Raw genomic sequence first — 12,711 nt, forward strand, 5'->3', positions numbered from 1 at the left:
GTGTCGATCCATCCAACATGCTGTTGGACTGCCTTTGTCGACTGACGGCACCCGCGCCGCCAGACCTGGTGACCCGCTCTACCGGCGGGGTATAACGCAATCAGGCCAGCGCCGGCGCATGCGCTGCCGCGAGCCGGCGCAACGCCGCGCCTTCGGCGTCGAACAGATGGCACGCCTGCGGCGGCACGTGCACGCGGATGCGTTCGCCCACGCCAATCAGCGAATCTCCGGGCGCCTTCGCCACGAGCGTACCCGCCGCATGATCCGCATGCAGATAGCTGTGTTCGCCCAGGCGCTCGGCGAGTACCGTTGCGCACGCAATCGATTGATCGTCGCCAGTCAGCCGCAGATGCTCGGGCCGCACGCCCAGCGTGACCGGCTGGCCGCGCCGCAATGTGCGGCCGTCCACGCAGGCGAGCAGCGTCTGTCCGCCTTCGAGCGTGACGCGCACGCCCTCTTCATCCACCGAGTCGACACTCGCGTCGATGAAGTTCATGCGCGGCGAACCGATGAAGCCGGCCACGAAGCGCGACTTCGGATGGTGATAGAGCTCGAGCGGCGCGCCGCTTTGCGCCACGCTGCCGTGGCGCTCCATGTCGGCGCCCGCGTGCAGCAGCACGATGCGGTCGGCGAGCGTCATCGCCTCGACCTGGTCGTGCGTGACATACACGACGCTCGCATCCGTAAAGCGCTGATGCAGGCGCGCGATCTCGATGCGCGTGTGGCTGCGCAGCGCGGCGTCGAGATTGGAAAGCGGCTCGTCGAACAGGAACACGCCCGGTTCGCGCACGATGGCGCGGCCGATGGCGACGCGCTGCCGTTGCCCGCCCGACAACGCCTTGGGATGCCGGTCGAGCAGCGCCTCCAGTTGCAGGCTGCGCGCGGCGTCGCGCACGCGCCGCTCGATCTCGGCTTTCGGCACCTTCGCGATCTTCAGGCCGAACGCGATGTTGTCGAACACCGTCATGTGCGGGAAGAGCGCGTAGCTCTGGAACACCATCGCCACGCCGCGCTCGGCGGCGGGCACGTCCGTCACCACGCGCGAACCGATGCGCAGTTCGCCTTCGCTCAATTCCTCGAGGCCCGCGATCATGCGCAGCAGCGTGGACTTGCCGCAGCCCGAAGGCCCGAGGAATACGCAAAACTCGTGATGCCCGATGTCGAGATCGACGCGCCGCACCACCGGCGGATGATCGCCGTAGCGCTTGCCGACGCCCGAGAGCTGTATCGTCGCCATGTTCTCGCCTCGAAATTTAAGCGCTTAAATTTTTACGCAGAAAACGTCCCGCAGTCCTTGCGCAGCGGGCATTTAACCGCTTAAATTCGAATCCGGCATAATCGCGCATTCGTTGTCTCCGTTGATGTTGTGGGAGAAAAGTAGCAAACCCGGCCGCAGCATTGCAACATTTGAATCATCTTCCCTGAATGTGGGAAAGGTCCGACATGGTCACCTTGTCAGAAGTCGCGCGGCGCGCACGCGTCACGGCGGCTACCGTTTCGAACGTGCTGCGCAATCGCGAGAAGGTTCGCCCCGAGACGGCCGAGCGCGTGCTGCAGGCCATCGCCGAGCTGGGCTACCGGCCCAACCTCAATGCGCGCGCGCTGGCGCAGGGGCGCTCGTCCACGCTCGCGCTCATGCTCTCGAACATCTCCAACCCGTTCTATCCCGAGTTCGTGCTCGCGGCCGAGCGCGCCGCGCGCAAGGCGGGCCACTTCCTGATGGTCTGCAACACTGACGACGACGCGCAAATCGGCCGCGCCTACCTGAACCAGATCGCGGGCACCTTCGCGGACGGCGTGCTCGTGATGAACACCGACATCGCCATGAACGAACTGTGCATCTCGGCCATGCACAACGGTCCGATTCTGCTGGCGATGTGGGAGCACCCCGAGAATCCGCCCGTGCTGCCATGCGTGGCCGTGGACTTCGCGCGCGCGGGCGCGCTCGCGGCGCACCATCTGCTTGAGTTGGGACACCGAAATATCGCCATGCTGATCGGCGACGGCTGCGGCGGCCTGCAGGACGCGCGTTCGGAAGGATTCCGAATGGCCTTGCGCGAAGGCGGCGTAGATCCCACGGGCGTGGCGCAGATGCAGGTGCGCGACTCGATCGACTCCGGCTACGCGGCCTGCCAGCAACTGCTCGCGCAACACCCGCGCGTGAGCGCGGTCTTCGCGACCAACGACCTGCTCGCGATCGGCGCGATTCAGGCGCTGGTCAGCATGGGCCGCGCCGTGCCCGACGACGTGTCCGTGATCGGCATCACCGACATTCAGCTCGCCCATCAGATGCGCCCCGCCCTCACCACGGTCGCGATCCAGACCGAGGCCGTAGCCGAGCTGTCGATCCGCAGCCTGATCCGGCTGATCGACGAACCGCACCAGCAGCCGCCCATGGTGCTCGGGCCGCCGCCGGAGCTCGTCACGCGCATGTCCACGGGGCCGCGCAGGCGGCGCGCGCGGGCCTGACCCTGCGCGCCCGGCCTCGCTCGACAGGTGCGGGCGAAGCGCCGACAATGAATGCCCTTTACGGCGCGGCCGTCCCGCTCAGCGGGGCCGCGGCGCACACACGTTCGCGCGCCGCGGCGCGCACGGGGCACTACATGCAGGACACAAACGCAAGCAATCGACATTTCGACACGCTCATCGTCGGTGCGGGTTCGATGGGCATGGCGGCCGGCTATTATCTGAGCCGCCTCGGCAACAAGGTGCTGCTGCTCGACGCCGGCGATCCGCCGCACGATCAGGGTGCGCATCACGGCGCGACGCGCCTCATTCGCCACGCCTATGGCGAAGGCGCCGCCTACGTGCCGCTCGTGTTGCGCGCCCAGCAGCTCTGGGAAGACCTCGAGCAGCAAACACAGACTACCCTTTTCGTGCGCACGGGCGTCGTCAATATCGGCTCGCCCGACGACGCGTTCATGCGCGAAGTGCAGGCAAGCGCCGCCAGCCACGGCATCCCGCTCGAAACGCTCGACGCCGCCACCGCCGGCAAACGCTGGCCCGCGTGGCGGTTGCGGCCCGAGCAGATCGCGAACTTCGAACCGGGCGCGGGCGTGCTCTTTTGCGAGCGCGCGATCAGCATGTACCGCCAGTTCGCGACCGCGCTCGGCGCCACGCTGGGCACGAATACGCGCGTCACGCGCATCGAGTGTCACGGGCGGGAAAGCGTCAACGTCTGGACCGACCGGAACGAAAAGTTCACCGCGCGCGACCTGATCGTGTGCGCCGGCAAATCGACTCGCGAACTGCTCGTGCCGCTGGGCGTCGAGGTGCCGGTCACGCGCGTGCGCAAGGGGTTCGCGTGGTTCGAGGGCGCGCCCGGCCTCTTTGCGCCGGAGCGCTTCCCGGGCTTTTTCGTCGCCTCGGAAGTAGGCGGCTTTTATGGGTTTCCCGATCTCGACGGCAGCGGCCTGAAGCTGGGCCGCCACGACACCGGCGTGCCCATCCCGGCGGACGCACCGCTCGCGCCATTTGGCGCCGAGCCGAGCGATTTCGGCGATCTGCAAGCCTTCCTGGAACGCTACTTACCGGGCGCGGGCAAGCTGCGCGTAGGCCACGCGTGCGAATACGACATGACGCCGGACGAGCATTTCATCATCGACCGCGTGCCCACCTGCCCGAACGTGCACATCGCGACCGGCTTTTCCGGGCATGGGTTCAAGTTCGCCAGCGCGATCGGCGAGGCGCTCGCCGAGCGCATCACCCAGGGCGAAAGCCGCATCGACCTCGCGATGTTCGCGCGCAAGCGCTTTGCGTAGCGACGCCGCTCACGCCTAGTTCGCGGGAATCGTCACGACCGGCGCCTTGCTGCTCGTTTCGGCCTCGGCGAGCGCCATGAGGTTCTGCAGGACCGTGAACGCGTATTTCGAGTCGAAGTCGGCACGTTCGACCCAATACGCCGTCCCCTCGTACTCGATCGCAACATAGGCGTCCGCGGGCGCCTTCGGCCCCTGGTGCACGATGATGATCGGCCGCGTTTCGCCCCCAATCAGCCCGACGGTCGGTTTGGTCGCGCCGCTCTGCACCTGGGCGTCCGGCACCTGGATCTGCGCGCCGATATTCGTGAGGATGCCGAGCACCGAGCGCGTCACCATCGGAATGCGATTGCCGCCCTGCGCCGAGGGCCCATAGACGACCTCGTAGGTCCGCGTATCCGCCGCGAGATGGAGCAGTTCGCGCACGCGCGCCAGGTCCGCCGAAACTTGCGGCGACTGCGCGCTGTTCGTCGCGCCGAGCGCGAGATACACCGTGTTCTTGCCGTTCTCGCTGCGTGACTCCACGTTCAGCTCGCCGGCCAGCTGCAGGCGCCGCAGCGCCTGCAGCAACTGGAAGAAGCCCGCCGAGCCCGCGCTGCCCTCTCCGCCCAGCGCGCTGCCGTTCTGCAACCCGCCGATCGATTGCGCGCCGATACGCAGCAGCAGATCGACCGGCATGCCGCCTTCGGCGAGCGGCATCATGAGTTCCGGCGCGAGCGGCCGGATGTACGCGGAGGCAAACGCCTCGCCCGTGGTCGGCGTGAACGTGAAAGTCGGCCGATTCGACCAGGAGATATTCCCGGTCGCCAGCGCATAGTTCGGCTGCGCGCCCGAGCCGAGATTGCCTGTGGCGCCCGCCGTCGAATCGAATTGATACGCGGCGATGATCGAACTCACCGAGAGAAAGGCGGGCGCGTCGCCGTAACGCAACCCGATCACCGCGGCGAGTATGCCGCGCTTTTTTGCATCGCCGAGCGCTCTTGCGTAGTCGACCTGATCGGCGCGCAAGCGCGTCGGACCGAGATGCACACACGCCGTGCCCAGCAAGGCCGAGCACGAAACCGCCAGAATCGTCGTTTTTGAAATCATCGGAAGCCTGCGCGCCGGGCCGCGCAAAGTGAGTGGGTTCGCGCGCACAAGTAGCAAGCGTTGTGCCCCGATATTCCAGAAGCGCAAGCGTGACGCCTCCGGCGACGGCTCCCTCAAGCGCGCGGCGCGCACGATTGCGCCCGCGCCAGCAGCACTTCGCGGTCGCGCGTGTTTTGCGTGAGCGCAGCTGCGCGCTCGAATTCCGCGCGAGCTTCGGCATGGCGCGCCAGCTTTTCGAGCAGATCGCCGCGCGCGGCCGGCAGCCACGGATAGTGGCGCAGCGCGGGTTCCACGCACAGTGCATCGACGAGGTCGAGCGCCGCTTGCGGCCCCCGCGCCATACCCACCGCCACGGCGCGATTCAGACGCACGACGGGCGAGGCGTCGAGTTTCAACAACGCGTCGTAGATCGAGACGATCTGCGCCCAGTCGGTCGCCGCCGCGCTCGGCGCGCGCGCATGGCAAGCCGCCAACGCAGCCTGCAGCGCGTACGGACCCGGCGCACCGGCGCAGGCCGCACCGCGCGCAATTGCAGCAAGCCCGCGCCGAATCAATAGCGCGTCCCAGCGGCTACGGTCCTGGTCGGCGAGCAGTACGGCGCGCCCGGCCCGATCCACGCGCGCGGGCAGGCGCGAAGCCTGCAGTTCCATCAACGCAACGAGGCCGTGCGCCTCGCCCTCGAGCGGAACGAGTTCCGCCAGCATGCGGCCGAGCCGCAGCGCTTCTTCGCACAGCGCGGGCCGGGTCCAGTCCGGGCCCGCCGTGGCCGCGTAACCCTCGTTGAAGATCAGGTAAATCACTTCGAACACCGAAGCAAGTCGCGGCTCGAGGTCGGCGAGGCGAGGCACTTCGAACGGAACCTTCGCCGCCGCGAGCGTGCGCTTGGCCCGCACGATGCGCTGCGCGACGGTTGCCTCGGGCACGAGAAACGCGCGCGCGATCTCCGCCGTGGTGAGGCCGCCTAGCAGACGCAGCGTGAGCGCGGCGCGTCCCTCCTTCGGCAGCACCGGATGGCACGCGACGAACACGAGCCGCAGCAAGTCGTCGCCGATCTCGTCCTCGCGCGCGGCGTCGAGCGCCTCCACGAAGTCAGGCGCGAAGTGCGCTTCGAGCGCTTCGAGGTCGGCGCCCAGCGCCTCGTGCGCGCGCGCATGCGAGGCCGCGCGACGCAGCCGGTCGAGCGCGCGATGTTTCGCGGCGGTCATGAGCCACGCTCCGGGGTTCTCGGGAATGCCGCTCGCGGGCCAGCTTTCCAGCGCGGCGACGAACGCGTCCTGCGCGATTTCCTCTGCCACGCCCACGTCGCGCACGATGCGCGCGGCGTGGGCGATCACCTTCGCCGACTCGATGCGCCACACGGCCTCGACCGTGCGGTGCGTCGCCGTGAATGGGTCGTGAGGATCGCGCGCTTGCGTCACGAGCCGTGCGCGCCCTTTTCGACCGCCGCCGGCGACATGTACATCAGTTCCCAGATGTGGCCGTCGGGGTCTTCGAAGCTGCGGCCGTACATGTCGGTGCCGCACTCCATCGGCGGGCGCTTCGAGCTGCCGCCCGCCGCGAGCGCCTTTTCGACGAGCCCGTCCACTTCCTCGCGCGACACGCACGAGAGGCAGGTCAGCACCTCGGTGCTTTCGCGGGCGTCCACGAGCGCCTTGTCGGTGAAGCCGCGCATGAAATCGAGGGTGAGCAGCATGGCGTACATGTTCTCGCCCAGCACCATGCAGGCGGCCTGGTCATTGGTGAATTTCGGGTCGAACCTGAAGCCGAGCTGGCCGAAGAAGTCCATCGAGCGCTTGAGGTCGCGCACGCCCAGATTGACGAAGATGTGCTTATGCATGATTGGAGCCTCATGTGATCGGGTCAATGTTCAGGATGCCTTACGCTCTTCCTGCAGCTGGCGAAAACTCTCGACGCCCTCGCACTGCGGAAGTTCGTCGAGTTCGTAGAGCTGCCGCACTTCGACCTCGCCTTCGGTGTGCTTGCCGAAGGGCGACGGGAACCGGCGCGCCCATTCGAGCGCTTCGTCGCGCGAGCGGACCTGGATCAGCGTATAGCCGGCAATCAGCTCCTTCGTTTCGGCGAACGGGCCGTCGACGATCGTGGGCTTGCCGTTCGTGTAGTGCACGCGAAAACCGCGCGAGCTGGGCTGCAGGCCGGAGGCGTCGAGCAGCACGCCAGCCTTCGCCAGTTCCTCGTGATAGCGGGCCATCTCGGCGAATACTTCCACGTCGTCGGGCGGCTCGCCCGCTTCGGTCAGCGCGTTGGCGCGCACCATGATCATGAATCGCATTGTCTTCTCCTGAATGTGACGTTCGGGGGTTCGAAGCAAGCGGCACCCGTGGGGGGCGCTCATGAACACGACGCGCTGGGCGCACGGAAATCGACAACGGGCAGCCAAATTTTTTACGTGCCTGGGGAAACTACCTGGTGAGGCGCCGCCTCAGCGGAAACACGGACCGGTTTCGCGCACTTCGACGCTCGCCCATTGCGCCGCGGGACAACGCTGCGCGATGGCCAGTGCCTCGTCGCGCGTAGCGCAATCGACAAGGAAAAAGCCGCCGATCATTTCCTTCGCCTCGGCGAACGGGCCATCGATGATGCTCGCGCGGCCTTCGCGCACCTGCACGCGCGCGCCGCCGGTGTCGGAGGTGAGCGCGTGCGCGTCGATCAGCTTGCCCTCGGCGGCGAGTTCATCGGCGAACGCGACCATGCGCGCGTAGAGCGCCTCGCCTTCGGATGGCGCGCGCGTCTCGCGCTGGCCGCGCGGCTCGGCGATGAGCAGCATGAATGGCATGAACGTGTCCTCCCAGTCAGCCTGCGATCCTGAAAGGCAAGAGTCTATTCCAGAAGAACCGTTGCGCGTCGGGGCCGCGCGCGGTCAGGCGCTCACGCGTAGCGCGCGAGGAAGAGATCGGCGGACGACTCGGCGACCTGGCGCTGCTGCGCGTCGTCGAGCGGGGGCTGGCCCATCGCGACCTGCGGCCAGAAGGCGAACGCCTTCACGATGCCGTGCAGTTGCTGGGAGGCGAATGCCGGATCGGTCGTTTTCAGGCGGCCGTCGGCGGCGGCGGCGCGCACCCAGACCGTGAGGTCCTCTTCGCGCTCGCCGATGCGAGCCACCATGTCGCGTGCGCGCTCGGGCGAATGGATGCCCGCCGCAATCGCCACGCGCGCGAGCTTGAAGAACGCTTCGTCGTTCAGGAGCCGCAGCTTGCGCATCAGCAACTCGACGAGTTGCGTGCGCAGCGGCTCGCCTGCGCGGTAGGCCGGCGCGTCAGCAGTCGCGCTCGCGTCCCAGAGCTGGCACAGGATCGACGCGAACAGCGCCTCCTTGCTCGGGAAATGGTTGTAGACCGTGCGCTTCGAGACGCTCGCGCGCGCCGCAATACGGTCCATGCTCGTGGCGTCGAAGCCGGAGGCCAGAAATTCGTCGATGGCCGCCGCGACGATGGCGGCGCGCTTGCGGTCGGTCAGGCGCTGAGGGGTGGCGGGGATGCAATCCATTCCCAAATCTTACACCAGACAGTTTACTTTTCGCCAGAATAAACTACACTGTGCAGTCTACTTCCTGTTTCCAAAGGCAGCCGCCGACATGACCTCGCCTTTCGCATCGCTGAGCCGTACCTTGGGCCTGAGCGCCGCACACCGCGGCCGCGAGCTCTCGTCTACCTCGCCGCAACACGACGGCGAGCGCTTTCGCAACGTGCGTCCGCGCCCAGCGGAGGGGCTCGGCAAGACGCTGAAGATCATGTGGAACATGATCTTCCATAAGCCGGGCGGCACCATGCCCGCTGGCGCGCTGCCCGTTCAGGCGCTCACGCGCGAACAGCTCGAGGCCGCACCCGACCGCAGCGTCTACCGGCTCGGCCATTCGACGCTGCTCTTCAAGCTGCGCGGCCACTTCTGGCTCACCGACCCGGTATTCGCCGAGCGCGCCTCGCCGTTCCAGAACTTCGGACCGAAGCGCTTTCATGCGCCGCCCATCGCGCTTGCCGATCTGCCGCCGTTGCGCGGCGTGATCCTCTCGCACGACCATTACGACCACCTCGACCGCGAAACCGTGCTCGCGCTCGCCGCCACGACGGGCGTGTTCCTCACGCCGCTCGGCGTGGGCGACCGGCTGATCGAATGGGGCATCGACGGGGCGAAGGTGCGCCAGTTCGACTGGTGGCAAGGCGCGAACGTCGAAGGCGTCGAGTTCACCGCCACCCCCGCGCAGCACTTCTCGGGGCGCAGCCTGTTCGACGGCAACAGCACGCTGTGGGCTTCGTGGGTGATCGCCGATGCCAACCTGCGCGTGTTCTTCAGCGGCGACACCGGCTACTTCGACGGCTTTCGCACGATCGGCGAGCGGCTCGGTCCGTTCGACGCGACCTTCATCGAGACCGGCGCCTACGATCCGCAATGGCCCTATGTCCACATGCAGCCCGAGGAAACGGTGCAGGCGCACGTGGATTTACGCGGCGAGTGGCTCGTGCCGATTCACAACGGCACGTTCGATCTCGCGATGCATCGCTGGCAGGACCCGTTCGAACGCGTGACCGGCCTCGCACTCGCTCGCGGCGTGACGCTCTCCACGCCGCGCATGGGCGAGCGGCTCGACCTGGCCGAGCCGCACCGCGGGGAGCGCTGGTGGCGCGAGGTGGCGGAAAGCACTGAGCCGCCGCGCACGGCGCGCCGGTGGTTCGCTTGCCGCGATGCGCGCGAGGCGCGCTCGTAACACCCAGCCCCACATCTCCCTCGACAGCCCGCACGCGATAGGAACGCGCGCGGGTACGGCCGCTGCTCGCTCCCCGCTTCTTCCCCTTCGCGGCAAAAGTCTCCTAAGCTTTTGCATCAGGGCCCGCATCGCGCCGGCGTCCTTCATCCCGCGCCTTTACCCTTAACGGGATTTCCCCAGGCTGACAGCCCCCGGTTTCTGGCATTAAATAAATCAACTTGATTTATTTAGTCGGTCACGCAGTTCCAGACCGACCCCTCTTTTTAGCTTTGCATGGGACCGGAGTCAGCGCTCAAGCGCCAACTCCGGATCGACAGGAGGAGACACGTGAGAAGTCCGCATGTCGGTCAGGGCAGCAATTCCGCCAACGTCCGCCGCTTCAACGAACGCCTGCTGCTGCAGGCGCTGCGTCGCGCGGGCGAGGCGTCGAAGGCCGATCTCGCGCGTCTCGCGAATCTCACGAGCACCGCGGTGGGCACCATCATCACGTCGCTCACGGCCAATGGCCTGATCGAGGTGAGCGGCCGCCGCGACGGCCAGCGCGGCCAGCCCGCCTCGCTCCTGCGCCTCTCGCCGCGCGGCGCGTTCGCCATCGGCGTGCGGCTCGACCGGACCAACATCGAAACCGTGCTCGTGGATTTCGCGGGCCAGATGATCGAGCGCCGCTCGCGCGACATGCTGCTGCCGCAACCCTCGGTCGCGCAGGAGATCGTGCAGCGCGACATCGCCGAGCTGTTAGGCTTCCTCACGAGCGAGGAACGCAGCCGCCTCGCCGGCATCGGGGTGGCGCAACCGTACAACCTCGGCAGCTGGCTGCGCGAACTGGGCCTGCCTGCCGATACCTTCCGCGTCTGGAACGACATCGATTTCGCGGGCGAACTCGCGCGCGCCACGGCGCTGCCCGTGTTCAGCGAAAACGACGGCAACGCGGCCGCCATCGCCGAGATCTTCTACGGCTGCGGGCGCCAGCGCGACGACTTCCTCTACCTGTTTCTCGGTGCGGCGATCGGCGGCGGCATCGCCATCGACGGCGACTGCGTGCGCGGCCTCACCGGCAACGCGGGCGATTTCGCGGTGATGCCCGTGCCGCCGAGCCGCCTGCCCTCGGCGCACAAGCCGCACGGCCAGTGGGACATCCTGCTGTCGCGCGCGTCGCTCATCGCGCTGCGCCGCCATCTGCAGTATTGCGGCGAGACGATCGATAGCCGCGCCGATCTGGAAGCGTGCATCGCGCGCGGCCACCCCGGCGTGCAGGAATGGCTCGACGACTGCATCGATGCGCTCGCCCCGGCGCTGCGCTCGGCGTTCTGCGTGCTCGACGTGCCCGCCGTGGTGCTCGACGCCGACGTGGACGCGGGCCTCATCGACACGCTCATGCAGCGCCTGCGCCTCGCGGTCGCGGCCACCGCGCCCGCGGCGCGCGGCACGCCCGCCCTGGTGCGCGGCACCTTCGGTCCCGATGCGGGGGCGCTCGGCGCGGCCACGCTCCCCATGTTCTTCAACTTTTCGCCGCGCGCGGGCATCCTCATGGGCGCCGGCGCACAAACTTACGCTCAAGCGCAGGAGGAGAGCCATGTCGCCCTCTGAGTCCACGCCGCCGCTGCTGGAAATGCGGGGCATCACCAAGACCTTCCCCGGCGTGCGCGCACTCGACAACGTGCGCCTCACCGTCTACCCCGGCGAGGTCCACTCGCTCATGGGCGAGAACGGCGCGGGCAAGTCCACGTTGATGAAGATTCTCTCGGGTGCCTACCAGGCCGACCCCGGCGGCGAGATTCTCATCGAGGGCAAGCCGGTCGTGATCGACGGGCCGCATGCGTCGCGCGAGCTGGGCGTGGCCGTGATCTATCAGGAGCTGAGCCTCGCGCCCAATCTCTCCGTTGCGGAGAACATTCATGCGGGCCGCGAACTGCGCAAGGGCGGCCGCCGCTTCGGCACGGTCGACCGGCGCGCCATGGAACGCGGCTGCGAAGACGTGCTCAAGCGCCTCGGCGCGAGCTTCGGGCCCACCACGCTGGTCGGCTCGCTTTCCATCGCCGAGCGTCAGCTGGTGGAAATCGCACGCGCCGTGCATAGCGACGCACGCATCATCGTGATGGACGAGCCCACCACGCCGCTTTCCTCGCGCGAAACGGAACACCTTTTCAAGCTCATCAACCAGCTGCGCGACGAAGGGCTTGCGATCATCTACATCAGCCACCGCATGGCCGAGGTGTACGAGCTTTCTGACCGCGTGTCCGTGCTGCGCGACGGCAGCTACGTGGGCACGCTCATGCGCGACGCGCTCAACGCGGAAAGCCTTGTGAGCATGATGGTGGGCCGTGATATTTCGGGCTTCTACAAAAAGGCGCACGCACCGTACGATCCGGGCAAGGTCGTGCTCACCGTGCGCGATGTGGCCGACGACAAGCGCGTGCGAGGCTGCAGCCTCGACCTGCACGCGGGCGAAGTGCTCGGCATTGCGGGCCTCGTGGGCGCGGGCCGCACCGAGCTTGCGCGCCTCATCTTCGGCGCGGAACCGCGCGTGCGGGGCGAGATCGCCATCGACGGCAAGAACCTCAACGTGCACACGCCGCGCGACGCGATCAACGCGGGCCTCGTCTACCTGACCGAAGACCGCAAGCATCAGGGCCTCTTTCTCGACATGAGCGTGCGCGACAACATCAACGTCGCCGTGGCCGGGCGCGACGCGCGCATGGGCGTGCTCGACCTCGCGCGCGGCGGCGAGCGCGCGAAGGAAGCCATCCGCTCGCTCTCCATTCGCGTGCCGAGTGCGCGCGTGAACGTGGGCGCGCTCTCGGGCGGCAACCAGCAGAAGGTGCTGCTTTCGCGCCTGCTGGAAACGAAGCCGCGCGTGCTGATTCTCGACGAGCCCACGCGCGGCGTCGATATCGGCGCGAAGTCCGAGATCTACCGCATCATCAACGACCTCGCCAAAACCGGCGTGGGCATCATCGTGATTTCGAGCGAACTGCCCGAGATCATCGGCGTGGCCGACCGCGTGCTCGTCATGCGCGAAGGCCTGTTCGCCGGCGAGCTCGGCGGCTACACCGGCAAACCCATCAGCCAGGAAGCGATCATCGAACTCGCCACCGGCTCGCAGCACCCGCTCGACGAAGCCGCTTGACCTTCACCGCATACGCA

12 protein-coding genes are annotated in these 12,711 nt (G+C 67.5%); 5 read left to right on the forward strand and 7 right to left on the reverse strand.

Features of this window, described 5'->3' with window-relative positions; genetic code table 11:
• Positions 1-100: 100 nt before the first annotated feature.
• On the reverse strand, positions 101-1,237 hold the full coding sequence (locus AB4Y44_RS12730; protein ID WP_368699741.1) for an ABC transporter ATP-binding protein: 1,137 nt from the start codon (positions 1,235-1,237) through the stop codon (positions 101-103).
• 206 nt (positions 1,238-1,443) lie between these two features.
• Here AB4Y44_RS12730 and AB4Y44_RS12735 point away from each other — a divergent pair, with 206 nt between their 5' ends.
• Both AB4Y44_RS12735 and solA read left to right on the forward strand, forming a co-directional pair.
• Positions 1,444-2,469 (forward strand): LacI family DNA-binding transcriptional regulator, encoded by a 1,026-nt coding sequence (locus AB4Y44_RS12735; protein WP_368699742.1) that lies wholly within the window; start codon positions 1,444-1,446, stop codon positions 2,467-2,469.
• 134 nt (positions 2,470-2,603) lie between these two features.
• Positions 2,604-3,761 (forward strand): N-methyl-L-tryptophan oxidase, encoded by a 1,158-nt coding sequence (solA, locus tag AB4Y44_RS12740; protein ID WP_368699743.1) that lies wholly within the window; start codon positions 2,604-2,606, stop codon positions 3,759-3,761.
• A gap of 15 nt (positions 3,762-3,776) precedes the next feature.
• Here solA and AB4Y44_RS12745 read toward each other — a convergent pair whose 3' ends face one another.
• The 6 genes from AB4Y44_RS12745 to AB4Y44_RS12770 all read right to left on the reverse strand — a co-directional run bounded on the left by AB4Y44_RS12745 (position 3,777) and on the right by AB4Y44_RS12770 (position 8,351).
• Positions 3,777-4,847, reverse strand: coding sequence for a hypothetical protein (locus AB4Y44_RS12745; protein ID WP_368699744.1), 1,071 nt, complete (start codon positions 4,845-4,847; stop codon positions 3,777-3,779).
• Between the two features lie 113 nt (positions 4,848-4,960).
• Complete coding sequence (locus tag AB4Y44_RS12750) at positions 4,961-6,265, reverse strand: RNA polymerase sigma factor (protein ID WP_368699745.1); 1,305 nt, start codon at positions 6,263-6,265, stop codon at positions 4,961-4,963.
• Positions 6,262-6,684 (reverse strand): VOC family protein, encoded by a 423-nt coding sequence (locus tag AB4Y44_RS12755; RefSeq protein WP_342922843.1) that lies wholly within the window; start codon positions 6,682-6,684, stop codon positions 6,262-6,264. Before AB4Y44_RS12755 ends, AB4Y44_RS12750 begins: the two co-directional genes overlap by 4 nt.
• Positions 6,685-6,714: 30 nt before the next feature.
• The gene (locus AB4Y44_RS12760) at positions 6,715-7,137 is read right to left on the reverse strand and encodes a YciI family protein (protein ID WP_342922844.1); all 423 of its coding nucleotides are present in this window, start codon (positions 7,135-7,137) and stop codon (positions 6,715-6,717) included.
• A gap of 150 nt (positions 7,138-7,287) precedes the next feature.
• A complete protein-coding gene (locus AB4Y44_RS12765) occupies positions 7,288-7,641 on the reverse strand; it encodes a YciI family protein (protein WP_069269060.1) in 354 nt (117 codons plus the stop codon).
• 92 nt (positions 7,642-7,733) lie between these two features.
• Positions 7,734-8,351, reverse strand: a complete 618-nt coding sequence (locus tag AB4Y44_RS12770) for a TetR/AcrR family transcriptional regulator (RefSeq protein WP_324141231.1) — start codon at positions 8,349-8,351, stop codon at positions 7,734-7,736.
• A gap of 88 nt (positions 8,352-8,439) precedes the next feature.
• Here AB4Y44_RS12770 and AB4Y44_RS12775 point away from each other — a divergent pair, with 88 nt between their 5' ends.
• The 3 genes from AB4Y44_RS12775 (at position 8,440) to AB4Y44_RS12785 (ending at position 12,694) form a co-directional block, all read left to right on the forward strand.
• The gene (locus AB4Y44_RS12775) at positions 8,440-9,567 is read left to right on the forward strand and encodes an MBL fold metallo-hydrolase (RefSeq protein WP_368699746.1); all 1,128 of its coding nucleotides are present in this window, start codon (positions 8,440-8,442) and stop codon (positions 9,565-9,567) included.
• A 327-nt stretch (positions 9,568-9,894) separates the two neighbouring features.
• A complete protein-coding gene (locus AB4Y44_RS12780; protein WP_368699747.1) occupies positions 9,895-11,154 on the forward strand; it encodes an ROK family protein in 1,260 nt (419 codons plus the stop codon).
• Positions 11,141-12,694: a sugar ABC transporter ATP-binding protein gene (locus AB4Y44_RS12785; protein ID WP_368699748.1), complete on the forward strand. Its 1,554-nt coding sequence runs from the start codon at positions 11,141-11,143 to the stop codon at positions 12,692-12,694. The genes AB4Y44_RS12780 and AB4Y44_RS12785 overlap by 14 nt, the downstream gene beginning before the upstream one ends.
• The last annotated feature ends 17 nt before the right edge of the window (positions 12,695-12,711 follow it).

It is taken from the genome of Paraburkholderia sp. BR10937, assembly GCF_040965695.1.
Taxonomy (GTDB): domain Bacteria; phylum Pseudomonadota; class Gammaproteobacteria; order Burkholderiales; family Burkholderiaceae; genus Paraburkholderia.

What these genes read in the sequence shown, in the direction of transcription:
- AB4Y44_RS12730 (WP_368699741.1), bottom strand. Translation starts at nt 1,237, where the DNA reads ATGGCGACGATACAGCTCTCGGGCGTCGGCAAGCGCTACGGCGATCAT.
- AB4Y44_RS12735 (WP_368699742.1), top strand. Translation starts at nt 1,444, where the DNA reads ATGGTCACCTTGTCAGAAGTCGCGCGGCGCGCACGCGTCACGGCGGCT.
- solA (WP_368699743.1), top strand. Translation starts at nt 2,604, where the DNA reads ATGCAGGACACAAACGCAAGCAATCGACATTTCGACACGCTCATCGTC.
- AB4Y44_RS12745 (WP_368699744.1), bottom strand. Translation starts at nt 4,847, where the DNA reads ATGATTTCAAAAACGACGATTCTGGCGGTTTCGTGCTCGGCCTTGCTG.
- AB4Y44_RS12755 (WP_342922843.1), bottom strand. Translation starts at nt 6,684, where the DNA reads ATGCATAAGCACATCTTCGTCAATCTGGGCGTGCGCGACCTCAAGCGC.
- AB4Y44_RS12760 (WP_342922844.1), bottom strand. Translation starts at nt 7,137, where the DNA reads ATGCGATTCATGATCATGGTGCGCGCCAACGCGCTGACCGAAGCGGGC.
- AB4Y44_RS12765 (WP_069269060.1), bottom strand. Translation starts at nt 7,641, where the DNA reads ATGCCATTCATGCTGCTCATCGCCGAGCCGCGCGGCCAGCGCGAGACG.
- AB4Y44_RS12770 (WP_324141231.1), bottom strand. Translation starts at nt 8,351, where the DNA reads ATGGATTGCATCCCCGCCACCCCTCAGCGCCTGACCGACCGCAAGCGC.
- AB4Y44_RS12775 (WP_368699746.1), top strand. Translation starts at nt 8,440, where the DNA reads ATGACCTCGCCTTTCGCATCGCTGAGCCGTACCTTGGGCCTGAGCGCC.
- AB4Y44_RS12785 (WP_368699748.1), top strand. Translation starts at nt 11,141, where the DNA reads ATGTCGCCCTCTGAGTCCACGCCGCCGCTGCTGGAAATGCGGGGCATC.